This window comes from Roseburia sp. 831b, assembly GCF_001940165.2.
Lineage (GTDB): Bacteria > Bacillota > Clostridia > Lachnospirales > Lachnospiraceae > Roseburia.
Genome location: NZ_CP135162.1, coordinates 827,365 through 842,703, shown reverse-complemented (window position 1 = coordinate 842,703; position 15,339 = coordinate 827,365). Strand labels below are relative to the sequence as shown.

At 40.0% G+C, this 15,339-nt stretch carries 14 protein-coding genes; all 14 read right to left on the bottom strand.

The genetic code is table 11. The annotated features are described in order from the left end of the window. Positions 1 to 52 precede the first annotated feature (52 nt). Positions 53 to 694, bottom strand: a complete 642-nt coding sequence (grpE, locus tag BIV16_RS03730) for a nucleotide exchange factor GrpE (RefSeq protein WP_075679286.1) — start codon at positions 692 to 694, stop codon at positions 53 to 55. Between the two features lie 15 nt (positions 695 to 709). Then, the gene (hrcA, locus tag BIV16_RS03725; protein ID WP_075679287.1) at positions 710 to 1,762 is read right to left on the bottom strand and encodes a heat-inducible transcriptional repressor HrcA; all 1,053 of its coding nucleotides are present in this window, start codon (positions 1,760 to 1,762) and stop codon (positions 710 to 712) included. A 305-nt stretch (positions 1,763 to 2,067) separates the two neighbouring features. Further along, complete coding sequence (locus BIV16_RS03720; protein WP_075679288.1) at positions 2,068 to 3,339, bottom strand: ABC transporter permease; 1,272 nt, start codon at positions 3,337 to 3,339, stop codon at positions 2,068 to 2,070. A 47-nt stretch (positions 3,340 to 3,386) separates the two neighbouring features. Then, positions 3,387 to 4,067 carry an ABC transporter ATP-binding protein gene (locus BIV16_RS03715; RefSeq protein WP_075679736.1) on the bottom strand — a complete coding sequence of 227 codons (681 nt, stop codon included), beginning with the start codon at positions 4,065 to 4,067 and terminating at the stop codon, positions 3,387 to 3,389. A gap of 17 nt (positions 4,068 to 4,084) precedes the next feature. Continuing rightward, positions 4,085 to 5,638, bottom strand: a complete 1,554-nt coding sequence (locus BIV16_RS03710) for an efflux RND transporter periplasmic adaptor subunit (RefSeq protein ID WP_083625030.1) — start codon at positions 5,636 to 5,638, stop codon at positions 4,085 to 4,087. 221 nt (positions 5,639 to 5,859) lie between these two features. After that, on the bottom strand, positions 5,860 to 6,597 hold the full coding sequence (locus BIV16_RS03705; protein ID WP_075679289.1) for a carbon monoxide dehydrogenase: 738 nt from the start codon (positions 6,595 to 6,597) through the stop codon (positions 5,860 to 5,862). 2 nt (positions 6,598 to 6,599) lie between these two features. Next, positions 6,600 to 6,758 (bottom strand): hypothetical protein, encoded by a 159-nt coding sequence (locus BIV16_RS03700; protein WP_173664528.1) that lies wholly within the window; start codon positions 6,756 to 6,758, stop codon positions 6,600 to 6,602. Between the two features lie 18 nt (positions 6,759 to 6,776). Next, positions 6,777 to 7,571: an acyl-CoA dehydratase activase gene (locus BIV16_RS03695; protein ID WP_075679290.1), complete on the bottom strand. Its 795-nt coding sequence runs from the start codon at positions 7,569 to 7,571 to the stop codon at positions 6,777 to 6,779. Between the two features lie 92 nt (positions 7,572 to 7,663). Further along, positions 7,664 to 8,443 carry an ATP-binding protein gene (locus tag BIV16_RS03690; protein ID WP_075679291.1) on the bottom strand — a complete coding sequence of 260 codons (780 nt, stop codon included), beginning with the start codon at positions 8,441 to 8,443 and terminating at the stop codon, positions 7,664 to 7,666. A 15-nt stretch (positions 8,444 to 8,458) separates the two neighbouring features. Further along, the gene (locus tag BIV16_RS03685; RefSeq protein WP_075679292.1) at positions 8,459 to 9,940 is read right to left on the bottom strand and encodes a response regulator; all 1,482 of its coding nucleotides are present in this window, start codon (positions 9,938 to 9,940) and stop codon (positions 8,459 to 8,461) included. Next, positions 9,937 to 11,751: a sensor histidine kinase gene (locus BIV16_RS03680; RefSeq protein ID WP_075679293.1), complete on the bottom strand. Its 1,815-nt coding sequence runs from the start codon at positions 11,749 to 11,751 to the stop codon at positions 9,937 to 9,939. The genes BIV16_RS03685 and BIV16_RS03680 overlap by 4 nt, the downstream gene beginning before the upstream one ends. 2 nt (positions 11,752 to 11,753) lie before the next feature. Further along, positions 11,754 to 13,367, bottom strand: a complete 1,614-nt coding sequence (locus BIV16_RS03675; protein ID WP_075679294.1) for an extracellular solute-binding protein — start codon at positions 13,365 to 13,367, stop codon at positions 11,754 to 11,756. A gap of 129 nt (positions 13,368 to 13,496) precedes the next feature. Continuing rightward, positions 13,497 to 14,330: a carbohydrate ABC transporter permease gene (locus BIV16_RS03670; protein ID WP_075679295.1), complete on the bottom strand. Its 834-nt coding sequence runs from the start codon at positions 14,328 to 14,330 to the stop codon at positions 13,497 to 13,499. Between the two features lie 2 nt (positions 14,331 to 14,332). Then, positions 14,333 to 15,262 (bottom strand): carbohydrate ABC transporter permease, encoded by a 930-nt coding sequence (locus tag BIV16_RS03665; protein WP_075679296.1) that lies wholly within the window; start codon positions 15,260 to 15,262, stop codon positions 14,333 to 14,335. Positions 15,263 to 15,339: the final 77 nt, after the last annotated feature.

Below are 15,339 nucleotides of genomic sequence, written 5' to 3'. Positions count from 1 at the left end.
GCTCTTATCTAAATTTTATCTATTGTTTGAATTATTTATGCAACAGATAAAATTAGTTTGCCACTTTTACCATGCTGTGTCTTACAACTGCATCACGGTACATATAACCTTTCTGAAGTTCCTCTGCGATTACATTTTCGCCAAGTTCTTCATCTTCCACATGCATCACTGCGTTATGGAAATTTGGATCAAATTCCTGACCAACTGCCTCGATTGGTTTTACTCCAATCTCCTCTAATACGGTCATCATCTGTTTGTAGATTTTATCCATTCCGGCTACGAATGCATCTTCTTTATTCTCTTCCGGGACTGCTGCAAGACCTCTTTCGAAGTTATCAACAACTGGTAAAATCTTTTCTACAACTGTTTTAGCACCCATATCATACATCTGGGATTTTTCTTTTTCAGAACGTTTTCTAAAGTTATCAAATTCTGCCATCTGACGTTTCAAACGATCGTTTAAATCTTCAATCTGTTCGTCTTTTTTGTCCTTTTTCTTTTTGAAAAATCCTTTCTTCTCATCGGAAGCTGAATCGTCTGATTCGCTTTCTTCCTCTGTCTGTTCTGTATGTTCCTCGGAAGTTTCTTCTTCGGTAGAAGTGGTGTCTTCCGCTGTTGTCTCTTCAGATTCTGCTGCTTCTTTTTCTAAATCTTCTAAAACTTCTTCTAAAACTTCTTCTTTATTCTCTGCCATCATCCAGCCACCTTTCTATTCTAACTCATTCTTTTGTTTATCTAAAATTCCATCTAAAGAATTTTTCAGCGTTTTTAAATTATCCATTACTTTTTCATAATCCATTCGCTTCGGTCCGACAATTCCAATCGTTCCTCGAACACCCTCGCCAAGCTCGTAGGTTGCTGTCACAACACTGCAATCTTTCATGGTCTGAATCGGGCTTTCATTTCCGATATAAACCTGTATTCCGGTATTCTCCTCATCCAAAAGATTCTCTGTCACAAGGCTTGCTAACTGTTGTTTCTCTTCGAATGTGGAAATCAGTTCACTTGCTTTCTCCGAATCACTTAATTCCGGATACTTGAAAAAGTTTGTTGCACCGCTTGTATAGATTCGAATGTCATCATCTGCTCCCATCGTCTCTGCAATGGTATCTAACACATTACTGATAATGTCGCTATGGATTCCTGCCTGCTCTTTCAGTTTTGCGATTGTGGCAAGATTGATATCCTGCAATGCAAGACCATTCAAATTGGAATTCAGTAGGATGTTCAGTTTCAACATCGTCTCATTGTCGATTGGCTCTGAAACAGAAATCATCTTGTTCTTTACGATGTTGCCCTCTGTTACGATTACTGCAAGAATCTGATCATCCTGCACGTTCGACAACTGAATGAATTTCACCTTGTTCTTATGATAGGATGGCGCCGATACCATGGTCGCATAGTTGGTATTTGTCGCAAGTATTTTTGCAACTTTCTGTAAGACCTGTTCCATCTTCTCGGTATGTTCGATTACAAAATCCTTCATGTCGGACACTTCCTGATTCTTCTCTGCCATCAGATTGTCCACATAGAAACGATATCCTTTATCCGATGGAATTCGTCCTGCCGAAGTATGTGGCTGAACAATGTATCCTAATTCCTCTAAATCTGCCATCTCATTTCGGATTGTTGCAGAACTTAGATTCAAATCTGTATACTTGGAAATTGTTCTAGAACCAACCGGCTCACCAGTTTCCATATAGTTCTTGATGATTGCATTTAAAATTTTAGTTTTTCGATCATCTAATTCGAACTCTTCCATGTCATCGCTCCTGTCTTTCTCTTAGAACTTGGTACTTTTTCTCACAAGCTTTCAGATTTGTTAGCACTCATTAATGCGGAGTGCTAATATCCTTGTATTTAAGATAGCACCATCATATTTCTTTGTCAACACTCATTTCAAAAAAATTTCTTTTTTTTCGATTTTTTTCTAAAAAAGAAAACCAGCGACCTTTGCTTTTAACTTTTATGCAAAAATCACCGGTTTCTTCTATATAATAATCTTTTCTACATACGCCCTTCTTTTTTCTCTATCTGTTCTATCCGAAACAAATCTTCAACACGCTTTTATTCGTAGCGGAGTGCGTCAATGACCTCCATCTTAGATGCCTTGTTCGCAGGATAGTATCCGAAAAATACACCTGTGAGCATTGAGAAGAACAAGGACAATAAGATTGCGGTGAGTGATGGATGAACGGACATGATAATGTACTGGGAGTATTCCGAGTAGGCAGACTGAATAATCAGTCCTGCAACTTTTCCTAACAGGAATCCATTTAAAATGCCAAGTGTAATTCCAATCATTCCACCAATCAGGCAAAGAACAATCGCCTCAATCACAAACTGCATACGAATCACTTTTCGTTTTGCTCCAAGTGCCATACGAACACCAATTTCTCTTGTACGCTCTGTAATCGATACCAGCATGATATTCATAACACCGACACCACCAACAATCAATGAGATTGCTGCGATTCCGGAAATTGCAACGGTTACAACATTAATCACAACATTAATAATTCCAAGACTAGATGATGCATTGTTCGTTACAATGTTAAAGTTTTCATTGTTCTCATAATACTGATTCAAGAAATCGGATGCATCCTGGGTTGCCTGTTCGATGTCCGCAGTTGAATTAATCAATAAGTTAAACATATCATATCCAACCTGTTCACTTCCCTGCAGTTTTGTCGTTGTCTGATATGGAATCAGCAATGGTGTAGAACGGTCTTTTTCTGGAACAGATGTGTCAATCTTTCCAAAAAGAGCCGAATTATACTTGAAAACACCAACCACAACAAAATCATAGGAATTTCCATCATTTGCATCCACACTGATTTCCTGGCCAATCGGATTTTCATCACCAAAATATTGATTTTGCATAAGGTCTGAAATGACGCAGACATTCTTTCTTCCTTCACAGTCCTTATCGGTAATTCCACGTCCTTCTAATAATTCAAGCTTTAAATAATCAAGATACTCTGATGTCATTCCCTGTACACTAACGTTTGCATAACGTTTACTGTCCTGTCTTACCTGACCATCCGTAAAGTAATTGTTGGCTGCAATCCCCTGAAATTCTCCCGGATATTTTTCTTTGAGTGCATCAATCATCTCCTGTGTGACATAATCACTCTCTTTCATATCTGGATAAATCCAGGTGTCCCAGTCTGCATCATCCTCCGGATATCTTGCTTCCACATAAACAGAAACTGTATTTCCACCAAGCGAATTCATTGTCGAACTTAGTGTACTCTTGATGGAACTACCTATCGTCGTAATGGTAATCACGGCACTGATACCGATGATGATTCCAAGCATCGTTAGAATTGATCTCATTTTATTACTAAATATGCTCGTAATTGCCTCTTTAATATTTTCAAATATCACGCTTTCACACCCCCATTATCCGATATCACGTTACCATCACGGATTGTCACAATACGCTGTGTCTCTGCCGCAAGTTCCTGAGAATGTGTAATTAATACAATCGTTTTTCCCTGTTTCTCGTGAAGTTCATGAAATAAATCCATCACCATATGACTTGTTTTGGAGTCGAGCGCTCCAGTAGGCTCATCTGCCAGAATAATTGCCGGGTCATTAATCATTGCTCTTGCAATGGCAACACGCTGTTTTTGTCCACCGGAAAGCTCATTTGGACGATGCAGTGCACGCTCCTGCATTCCAACCATTTCTAACATTTCCATTGCTTTTTCTTTTTGATTTTTTATATGCTCTTCGCTATACATAAGAGGTACCATTACATTTTTCAATGCATTGGCACGTGGCAGCAGATTAAAATTCTGAAAAACAAATCCAATTCGTCTGTTTCGAATTGCACTTCGTTCTTCATCACGCATCATATTGACATCCCTTCCTTCCAGAAAATAACGTCCTTCTGTCTGTCTGTCGAGGACACCAATAATATTCATCAACGTACTCTTACCAGAACCGGATTCTCCTACAATCGAAACAAACTCACCTTTTTCTACTGTAAGGTCAATCCCGTTTAAAATCTGAAGTTCATTCGGCTGGCCAATATAATACCTCTTAATAATTTGTTCCATTCGAATTACTGGTTCACTCACTGTTCTTCCTCCGTTGTCTCATTCTCTACGGTTGTAGTTCCATTCGAGTACATCTGGCTAGGAGAAAACGTTGCTCCTTCCTGTATGGAAGTATCATAAATCAAAGCATCTCCCTCTTTTAAGTCTCCGCCTGTAATCTCTGTATAATAATTGACTTCTTTTCCAACTTCTACATTACAACGTTTTGCAACTGCGGAACCATCTTTCTGATAGTCTGCGAGCATCACATAATTTTTACCGTTCTCATCTGTCTGAATCAAATCGTATGGAACTGCAAGTACATTTTTACGCTCTTCGATGATAACCTTTACTTTTGCACTCATTCCAACCAAAAGATCGGATGGACCTACTGTTACCTCTGCCGCATAACCTCCACTTGTAGATGTGGATGCAGATGCTGTGCTGTCTGTTGTAGGTGCTGTGGACTGATTTTTCACGCGGACTACACGGCTGACAGTACCAGGAATCTCTTCATTACCGGTTGCATTTGTCTTTACAACTGCAGTCATGCCTTCCTGAATTTTTAAAATATCACTCTCATTTACCGTTGCATTGATTTTCATGCTGCTTGTGTCTTCAATCGTAATGATTGTTGTTCCCGGTGTATTGGTATCCCCAACAGAAACGTTTACAGCCGTTACAACACCATCGCATGGTGCAACAATCTGACAATCATCTAACTGATTCTGTAAATCTTTTTGTGTTTTTTGTGTCGCAGAATCGGTATCCTGATATCCTTGCATATCTACAACATTCTGTGCGGATGCAATTGCTTTATCTGTTGATTTTTTTACACTGTCATAATCACTTTTTGCAGAATCAACTGCTCTTGCTAAGTCTGTCAAAGATGCACTCTCGGTATCCACCTGTGACTGAAGCGCACTTACCTCTGTCTTTAAGGATTCATATGTAGTTGCTGCATTCTCTGCTGCTTTTGCCTTTGTGGTATCGTCCGGTGCTGCTGCCGCATCGCTGTTCGCCTGATTCATTGCAGCTTCTGCTGCACTTAAATCTGCCTGTTTGGCTGCTAATGTATTCCTGTCGTTGGCAAGTTTTGTATTGGCAGAATCATAATCTTCCTGTGCCTGCGTAATCTTTGTGTTTGCTGCATTTAACTGATCCTGCTGATCTGATTTTGCATCGCTCAATGCCTTTTCATTCTGTTTTGCCGTATTTTTTGTAACTGCAGATTCGTTTGTCAGTGTTTTCTCTGTAATGGAAAGGTTCTCCTGAATTGCTGCGGAATCAAAGGTACAAAGCACATCTCCCGCCGTTACCTGGTCTCCTACCTGTACATTCACTGCTGTTACCTCTGCCTGTGCCTTGGATGTAATATTTGTCTTACTTGCACCCGCCGCTGTACCGGTCAAAGAAATGGAATCAGACAAATCTCTTTTTTCCACTGTCTCAACCTCTACCGTATTTGCCACGCTCTCCACTGCTGTTTTAAGACGTGACACCACGAAACTAATCGCAATGACAACCACAAGAATGACTGCCACCACAATCAAAATTACTTTTGTTTTTTTTGATTTTACATTTCCCTTCATGCTGTTCTCCTTATTTTTACTTTCTTTTTGGTTTCATCATCGGACACCTGTCCATCTAAAACAGGTCTCCGACAACGAAACCTTTCAAATCATATCACATTGTGTTTCAAAATATCCGATTTTTAAAAATTCTTAAGAAATCTTTCCAATTTCTGTAAACTTTTTGAATAAAATTTCCTATTATACAACAAGAACCCCCTAAGCAGCTGGTTTCCAACTACTTAGGAGGTTCTTGTCACATCTTTTGTCTGCGCAAAGTGAAGTTCTTTCATTCCTTCAACCTCATCGCAGACCTCTTTTAAATTACACGCCTTACAGTCCATTATCAGATTTTTCATAATATGGTCAATGGCTGCTGTAATCTGCTCATTCTTTTTTACTTGTTTCTTTAATGCCTCATAAGGAAAATCCTTACAGGTAACAAACACCAGTTTTACCGCCTCAACATTTGGATTTTCATGATATGCCTTTAGAAAAAGCTTTCCAACTTTTGCAAAATCAAGTCCCTGCTGTAAGGCCTCTTTTCCAACTCTTGCCGGTTCTCTGTCATTCGATGCCGAAATACGCATCATAAATCCTTTGGGATTCAAGTGATATCTGACATATTCAATTTTACGGATGGCATTATAAAGCGTATTGCCTTCTCCCATGCTGTCTTTTTTCACTCTTACAAATGCAAGTCTTGCATAAGGAAGGTCCGCTTTGATTTCCGGTAAATCTGGTCCATATAGTAAAATTTCATCCTTTGGAATCAAATGCTCCTCCGTGGTTAACGCAAGCCCGCTGATGGCAAAAAGTGCATCCCCACCAAGCTCGTATGCCATATCTCCCCGCAAAATCATATTTGCATTCCCACTGTCTATCCAATCAGAATTCCGGTCTGAAAAGTCAAGCTGCTTTTTTTCAAATCCATCTAACATTTCATAAAGTCTGGCAATGGACTCATCGTATAATTTCATGCTTATAATTTACGCTCTCTTTTTATTTTATCATAATGTTTTTCTAACAATGGCTGGATAGCTGAAGTAAGCTTCATGTCTAAGTTGAAAAAATAAACAATCAGACTTAGCACAAACAAAACTGCAATCACAATTGCAACAATCAATAATACTTTTAACATAACTGGCATATTTCCTCCCTATCTTGCCATTCCCTTCTGGCGTGCAAATTCTGCTGCTCCAAGTGCTCCCATAAGCTGCGGGTCAATTGGAAGTTCAATTACGTTTAACTTTAAGACTTTTTCAATAGCTGCCTTCAGCCCGTCATTCTTTGCGCATCCACCGGTCAGTGTGATGTTCTCTACCGCACCGGCTTTTTTAGCCATGACAAAACATCTTTTGGCAACGGATAATTCGATTCCTGCTGCGATTTCATCCATCGGTTTTCCTTCTCCGACTAATGAGATAACCTCGCTCTCTGCAAATACGGTACACTGTGCTGTAATCGGAATGACATTTTTGGCATTTAGGGATAATTTTGAGAACTCTGGCAATTCCATCTCGAACGCTTTTGCCATCGTCTCAAAGAAACGCCCTGTTCCGGCAGCACACTTGTCATTCATCGCAAAATTTAAAACGGTTCCATCGTCATCTACCGCAATTCCCTTCACGTCCTGTCCACCGATATCGATAATTGCTTTGACATCCGGGTCCGCCACATGAACGCCCATCGCATGACAACTTATTTCAGAAATGTTCTCATCCGCAAACGGAACCTTGTTACGTCCATATCCGGTTCCGACCAGATAATCTAAATCTTCCGGTTTCTCTAATCCATCTACCTTTGCAACTGCCTGATTTAATGCATCCTGTGCACTCAAAATAGAATTTATGCGGCTTCTTAATGTCACATCGGATACCATTTTCCCAGTCTCATCTAAAATAACACATTTGGTATAAGTGCTACCCGAATCACAACCACCATAATATTTCATCTTCTTTTTCCTCGCGTATTTTTCATTATATTGTAAACATCGCTCATTATACCATACTATCCGGTTTCAAAGAATACTTTTTATAAGTTCCCTTATTTTTCGATTATCTCCATATTCTTTAAAGCCTCTGTAACACCTGTTACGATAGCTGCATCCTCTGGCAGTTTAAAGACACTCTCCCCTTTGATGTCACAGATGGCAAGCTTGGAATCCTGCATAATATAAGCCATGACCGGAATCTCTCCCATATCCATAAACTCTGTCACGCTCATATCGCTGACTCTGTTTACAATCGCACCAATCTTTTCATACATCACAAGTTCGTCCGCAACATTTTTGATTGTCTTAACCACCTGCGTTCCCTTCTTGCTTGCATCCGTAATCAAAAGCAAATGTGTAACCTTTTCCATCACACGACGGTTAATCTGTTCGATTCCAGCCTCCCCATCGATTACAATATAATCAAAATTCTCCGATAGCATCTTGATTACTTCTTTTAAATAGGAATTGATTTTGCAGTAACAGCCTGCTGCTTCCGGTCTTCCAATTGCGATAAACGCATAACCGTCAGCTTCCACGATTGCATCATAAATCCGGTATCTCGCCTCCCCTAAAAGTTCAACCGCTGCTTTGGTATTGCCGTCCTCAACAGTTGCGACTACCTCCTTGCGGATATCGTCAATGGTTGTTTCAACCTCAATTCCAAGTGCTGTCGATAATCCAACAGCAGGGTCTGCATCAATTGCCAGAATCTTCTTGTTTGGGTAAGCTTTCGTTAATATTTTAACAATTGTTGCTGCGATGGATGTCTTACCTACACCCCCTTTTCCTGCAACGGCAAGAATCTTTGGCCTTTTTTTCTCCTGTTCCATTTTATAGCTCCTCTTTTATTTCTCGCATCTTGTGTTTTTCCGGTATTCGCTCGGCGATACGCCACAGCTTGCCTTAAACAGTTTCATAAAATGTTTTTCATTTTCATACCCTACTTTTTGGCTGATGTCAATGATTTTATCGTCGGTTTCCCTTAAAAGCCGCATCGCCTCTTTCATTCTGATTTCCTTTAGATAATTCACAAAATTGCTTCCCGTGTACTGTTTAAAGGAATAGGAAAACAGGGAATAATTCATGGAAATGTAATTTGATACCACCGCCATATTTAAATCCTCGGCGTAATGCTGTTCCATGTATTCTAATGCCATCTGAATCTTTGCCTTATTCTTGTTCGCATCGAATCTGCTATTGATTCCTTCCTGCATTCCAAGCAGCCACTCTAGCATATTCTCCTCATAGGAAGAAATCGTTGGATAACTCCAGATATTTTCCAGTTCCAGGTTCTGATCTTCCTCCTCTAATACACTCCGATACGTCTTTTTCACATCAGCAAAAAAGTTCTGCATGCAGACAGCAAATTCCTCAACGGTTATTCTTCCTTTTTTCACTTCAAAAAAGAAACGTTTCCACACTTTTTCCAGTTCCTCTGTCTTCTCTGTTCCAAGCAGCTGAACACGCTGAAGTGCAGCACTTTCTTCGGTTAGTTTCTTTGCCTCCTGCCGCATCTGTTCCGGTACTGTTTCTTCTTTTTTCTCTTTTCTCTCACACCAGAAATACTTTCTTATATCTTGATAAAATCCTTCTCTTCTCGCCTGCTTTGCTTCTTCATAGGCCGTTCTGATCTGGTCAATCCCCATGTGTGGATCGCTGATGGCAACTGCTCCCTCCATAAGCTCTTCCTGTAAAAAATCCTCTAACTCCTTTTCCTCCACAAAAAAAACATCCCCGTATGGAAGATTTGGCAGATAGACAATCTCGCGTGTTGCCCCTAATCTGTGTTCGAATGAATTCATGTAACAGGCACGGTAAGGTTCCTGATAAAACGATTTCTCATACTGCACCTTTAACGCTGCCATTTCATCATCCGAAATCGTATCCTCTAAAACAAGACGCTTAATCTGCTGGATTCCAATTTTACGGTTTGCGTTTTCTTTCTGTGCTCCCGCCTCAAGTTCTTCGTTTAATTTTGTTAAAATCTCTGTTATCTTAGTTCGCTCAATCGGCTTTAACAGATACTCTCTGACTCCATGGCGCATCATTTCCACTGCGTAAGAAAAATCATCGTACCCACTGATGGCAACGGTAAGCGGAATGTGTTCAAGCTCCTGCATTTTTTGTACCAGCTGGATTCCATCTAGTTTTGGCATACGGATATCCGTAAACATAACGTCTATTTTGTGTTCCCTTAAAATTTCTAACGCCGTCTCCCCGTTATTGCATTCCAAAACCATTTCGACCGGCACACCGCTGCGCAAAACCATCGTCTTAATTCCCTGTCGAATCATTTTTTCATCTTCTACAATCAATACGCTCTTCACACTGCTCCCCCCACTTTCACAGTTTCTTCATATACCGGATGCCACGGAATTCTTACCCTTATCTTCGTATAACATCCTAACTTTGAGGCAACCTCAATTCCATATTTTTCTCCGAATGCAATCTGGATACGGTCCTGTACGTTCTTTAGTCCAATCCCGTTTCCACTTCCACCATCGGATTCCATCTCCCCGGTTATCTTCTTTTTAAGCTGCTCAACCTCTTCTTCTGTCATTCCTTTTCCGGCATCAGTAATCTCAATGACACAGTCATTTTCTTCTACAAAGCCTTTGATGTAAATATTGGTGTCCTCCGCCATCTGCTCAATCCCGTGATAAATTGCATTTTCCACAATCGGCTGTAACGACATCTTCGGAATCTCCTGTTTTAAGATGCTGTCCGGGATATTTAAGGAAAGATAAATTTCATAATCAAACCTTAGGTTAATCAGCGCCATATAATTTTTGATATACTCCAATTCCTGTTCAACCAGCACATTGCCGGATACCCATTTCATACTGTAACGAAGCAGTTTTCCAAGGGACGTGACCGCATCGGAAATTGCATATTCCTCGTCGATTTCCGCCATCATCTTGATGGACTCTAATACATTATAAATGAAATGCGCATTAATCTGATTCTGTAACGCCCGGATTTCCGAGTTTTTCATCAGCATCTCACGTTTTAAATTATCCTCCATCAGACGCTTAATCCGACGCAGCATCTTATTAATCTGCGTTCCTAACTCACCCATTTCATCCGGACCACAGTTTTCAATCACAACGTCTAAGTTTCCTTTCTGTACTTCACGGATAGACGCTAAAATATCGTAAAGCTGTCGGAGCAGACGTTTTACAATATGATTGACCCAGAGCACCAAAAGTGCAATGACAAAAAGCATTACAACGACAAATACGTTTCGGATAAAATAAACACGATGTACATTTTCTGTGATATCTTTTACAGAAATCAAGGTTCCGGAAAGCTCTTTCACTGGCATACTAGAAATCACCAGCTTTCTCCCCTTAATTTTAGAGTACACTACCTGGGTCTCCTCTGTCTTTTGATTCTGTTTTAAGATTTCCTGTAATAATTCTACGGAATCATCCTGCTCATTGTCTCCAAAATAAAGTTCGCCCTCATCGGTCACAAAGCAGCTCCACTCATTTTCAATGTTTTCATAAAGTCCCGGAAACATATCCTGCATCGTCATAGCAGCTTCTATTGTTCCAATCACACCATAATCATAATCTACAATCGGTGTGACAAGTGAAATCAGTTTTTGATTCTGATTCATCGTATAGGAATCAAAAACTGCATCCACATAATTAAATTTCCATCCGCTTTCCGTATCATCCGCCCATGCAAGCCGTTCCATACGGGTGTGATTGTATAAAATCGGCATCATCTCCTGTACATCATCATTGATTGCATACACACGCACACTGTACAAAAGCGGGTTGTTGTTGACCAGACGCTCCAGAGAGGAAATGTCATTTTTTTTCAGGGAAAGCCATTCCTCTGTGGAAAGTTCCTGTCCGGATGCGGCTGCAAGCAGCGCCTCTTTTAAATCATCATCACTTAAGAAAAACTGCGTCGGCATATTAATGGAATCTATCTTCGTTGCAATGTCATCCTGACTTCTCTCCATCGTATACTGCATATAGTTACAGTTTTCATCCACGACGTTCTGTTCCATCAGGTAAAATAAAATTCCTGCAAAAACTCCGATTGGAATAACCAACATGACAATGATTAATATTGTAAATTTTACATTCAACTTAAGCTGGTGAAATAACTGATTTAGTTTCATCTTTACTCAATTCCTAATTTTTCTTTTGCTTCCTTCATAAACTCTATCTTTTTACGTTGAACATCAGCAAATCCATAGGATGCTCTCTTATCTAAAAATTCCTGCCATATCTCGTCAAAACTTTCTTCCGTTGGTGCTAACAGCAATTGCGGAAGTGTCTGACTCCATAGCCTGGTTATCTTGTTATCTTCATTTGCCTCATCCGAATCAACCGGAAACTGCACATCATACTGTCCGTCATATACCACATAAGGGATTGTCCACTGTTCTAACTGCTCAATCTCAGGGCTTAACTCCTGTTTCCACTGTAATTGCATCACATTATCCTGTAACATCCAATAAGCATCGTCTGCACCGTACAGTTCGTCATACTTTTCCCTGTCTGTATTTAAAAGGTTTTTGACGTCATCTTTTAGAACCGGTTTCCCGTCAACCATATCGTACGTCTCCCCTTCCACGCCCAGATAAATCATCTTCTGTCCGTGTTCACTCATCATATACTCCATCAGTGCCAGCGCACGCTCTGGATTCTTGCAGTTTTTTGAAATCATGGTAACGGTCCAGCCACTTACACCGTTGCATGGCAGGGTATAATCGTCCCCCTTTGAATTCTTCGGTCCATCCACCGCAATATAAACACGCTCCGGGTGTTCCTGTAACAATGTTTTTTGCTGGCTCAACATATCCGTGTACTGATAAAGCATACAAAAATATCTGCCGGACGCCAATTTTTCTTCCATCTGCGTCCTGGTATCCACAAAAATATCGTTGGAAAGATATCCTTCCTCCCCTAAATGACGGAAAAATTTCAGCCACGAAATGTATTCCGGGTCTGTAAAACGGTCATAAAACTGACCATCTTTTTCCCATGGAACCGCCAGAAAATTCATCAGATATTTATCAAACGAGACACATCCCTCATTGTCAAATACCTGTGCTCCTATCGGAATTAGTGGTTCTCCATCCACTTCCGGGTAAAGTTCTACCGCCTTCTTTACCGCAGCCTCGAATCCCTCCATCGTTGTCATATCCGGGGAACCGATTGCCTCGTAAATGTCCTTTCGTACCAGAAATGTCTCGTTTGAGCTGATTTCATTCTCCTTTAAGTCTGACGGTGTCACGCAGGTATTCGGATAACAGTATAGATTGCCGTCCTCTTGCGTGTACCAGTTCACGGCATCCTCATCGCAGACCTTGAAAAAATCTGTGTTATATTCCTCTGCAAGCTCATTGAGCGCATAAACCATATCACCTGAAATCAGTTCCGATACCTGTGGTTCCCAATAGCCTAACGTGATAATATCCGGCAGGGAATCCGACGCAATCAAAGCATTTAATTTTTCTGTCTCATTGCCAATTGGCGTGATAAAATTGATATCTACCCCGGTCTCATCCGTAATCGTTTTCGAAACCAGATTATTTCCCCACGGCGTTGCAAACCAGGAGTAATTGACATACCAGTCTAATGTAATATCATCTTTCGCATAGCGCTCCCACGCTGTCTGTTCTTCTTCCTTTTCCCCCGTTGCCGTCTGTTCTGTACCACATGCTGCCGTTTCCAGTGTCAAAGTTCCAAGAACCGCCACTAAAAAGAGCGCCAACCACTTTTTCTTCATCTTTCTCTCCCCCAAGAGTTTCCTTTTTTTACCTATCTATTATACCATAACTTTCCTGAAATCACAAAAGGCAAGGCAGCATCAGAAAATCCTGACACTGTCTTGCTTCTTTTTTTCGATTTTATTTTCTTATTCTTTTACACTTCCGGCTGAAATACTGCTGATAATGTATTTCGAACAGAAACAAAATACTAACAAAATTGGAATGACTGAAATTGCAACAGCCAGATAAATGGCTCCCTGATTTGCCTGAATATCCGTAGAAGCTCTTAATGTTGCCATCATAACCGGCAATGTGAATTTATCATTCTTATTTAAAATAATCATTGGCATCAGGTAGTTGTTCCAGCTTCCGATGAAAGCCATGATTGCCATGGTTGCAATACCTGGAGACATGATTGGAAGAACAATTCTATGGAAAGAATATAATTCTCCGGCGCCGTCGATTCTTGCTGCCTCAATCAAAGATGGTGGCAGAACCGAAAGGACATACTGTCTTAAGAAAAATACGGTTCCCGGTGCTGCAATTGCTGGAATAATTAATGGAACATAGGAATTTACAAGATGTAATTTGGTACATAAATTGTAAAAACCGATTAATCCTAACTGTCCCGGAATCATCATGAAAATCACAATGGTATAGAACAACACTTTGTTTCCTTTAAACTTATACATTGCAAGTCCGTAAGCTGTCAAAGCTGAAAAATATGCTGTCAAAGCTGTTGCAGGAACTGCAACGATTAAACTGTTCCACATACCTTTAAACAAATTGAAATAACTGAATACAATATCTAAATTTTCTTTCAGGTGTGTGCTTGGTATCAAGGTAAAGGATTTTGTAATCTCCACTCCACTTCTCGTTGCATTTACCATCGTAAGTAAGAATGGTAACAGGCAGGCTGCTCCTAATAAAATCAACAAAAGATATAAAATCACTTTTTTTACTTTATCAAATGCTTTCATTTTTAGTCCTCCTTCTTGTTAAACAACTTAAACTGAACAATCGAAACAATCAGGATGATATCAAACAGGATGTAAGCAATTGCGGATGCGTATCCAACCTGTGTGGTGCCTGTCTCAAATCCAAATTTATAGAGATACATTACCGCTGTCTGTACAGACTCATAAGATGCGGATGCCTTATCTGTCATTAAGAATGGCATATCGAACATCTGTAATCCACCAATCAAGGATGTGATTGCCACATATAATAAGATTGGTTTTAACAATGGTAATGTGATTTTTCCAAATACTGTCCATCTGCCGGCTCCGTCAATTGCAGCTGCCTCAAAGTAATCTTTTGAGATTCCCTGTACGCCCGCCATCAACATGATGAAGGAATTACCAAACCACATCCATGCATTGATGACTGCGATGGTCGTACCTGCTGTTGCTGAAGTACCAAGCCAGTTTACTGGATTGTAAGTTGCTCCAAATAATTTATACACTGCACTGATGATCTGGTTAAAACTTCCATATCTCCAGTCTAACAGTGTTTTAAACATGAATGAAACTGATGTTGCTGCAATCAGGTTTGGTAAGAAATAAATTGCTCTGAAAATTCCCAAACCTTTTATTTTATATTTAATATCACTAAATACAATGGTAAGTAAAAATGCTAATCCTAACTGTAATACAATGTTTACAATCCAGATTCTTACTGTATTCCATAGCGCTTTCCAGAAAAACTTATCCTGGAATACTCTGATATAATTTGAAAAACCCGTCCAGGTTGCCTCTCCAAATCCTCTATAATTGGTAAAACTTAAATACAAGGTTCTTAATACGGGATACACGCTAAAAATCAGGAACACAACTACAAATGGCAATACAAACAGGTACCCCATTTTATTATAATCTCTCATCTTTTTAACTTTCGTCTCTGACTTTGTCATATACTATTTCCCCTCTCTAAAGCGTTTGTCTCCACGCTTTTTTTGGAATTTTGAAATGGGCAAGGGGCTTTTCGCCC

Excerpts from the sequence above, each read along its gene's own strand:
- BIV16_RS03675 (WP_075679294.1), bottom strand. The coding sequence starts at position 13,367 with ATGAAGAAAAAGTGGTTGGCGCTCTTTTTAGTGGCGGTTCTTGGAACT.
- BIV16_RS03705 (WP_075679289.1), bottom strand. The coding sequence starts at position 6,597 with ATGAAATTATACGATGAGTCCATTGCCAGACTTTATGAAATGTTAGAT.
- BIV16_RS03670 (WP_075679295.1), bottom strand. The coding sequence starts at position 14,330 with ATGAAAGCATTTGATAAAGTAAAAAAAGTGATTTTATATCTTTTGTTG.
- BIV16_RS03720 (WP_075679288.1), bottom strand. The coding sequence starts at position 3,339 with ATGAGATCAATTCTAACGATGCTTGGAATCATCATCGGTATCAGTGCC.
- hrcA (WP_075679287.1), bottom strand. The coding sequence starts at position 1,762 with ATGGAAGAGTTCGAATTAGATGATCGAAAAACTAAAATTTTAAATGCA.
- BIV16_RS03665 (WP_075679296.1), bottom strand. The coding sequence starts at position 15,262 with ATGACAAAGTCAGAGACGAAAGTTAAAAAGATGAGAGATTATAATAAA.
- BIV16_RS03710 (WP_083625030.1), bottom strand. The coding sequence starts at position 5,638 with ATGAAGGGAAATGTAAAATCAAAAAAAACAAAAGTAATTTTGATTGTG.
- BIV16_RS03695 (WP_075679290.1), bottom strand. The coding sequence starts at position 7,571 with ATGAAATATTATGGTGGTTGTGATTCGGGTAGCACTTATACCAAATGT.
- BIV16_RS03680 (WP_075679293.1), bottom strand. The coding sequence starts at position 11,751 with ATGAAACTAAATCAGTTATTTCACCAGCTTAAGTTGAATGTAAAATTT.
- BIV16_RS03700 (WP_173664528.1), bottom strand. The coding sequence starts at position 6,758 with ATGTTAAAAGTATTATTGATTGTTGCAATTGTGATTGCAGTTTTGTTT.
- BIV16_RS03690 (WP_075679291.1), bottom strand. The coding sequence starts at position 8,443 with ATGGAACAGGAGAAAAAAAGGCCAAAGATTCTTGCCGTTGCAGGAAAA.
- BIV16_RS03715 (WP_075679736.1), bottom strand. The coding sequence starts at position 4,067 with ATGGAACAAATTATTAAGAGGTATTATATTGGCCAGCCGAATGAACTT.
- grpE (WP_075679286.1), bottom strand. The coding sequence starts at position 694 with ATGGCAGAGAATAAAGAAGAAGTTTTAGAAGAAGTTTTAGAAGATTTA.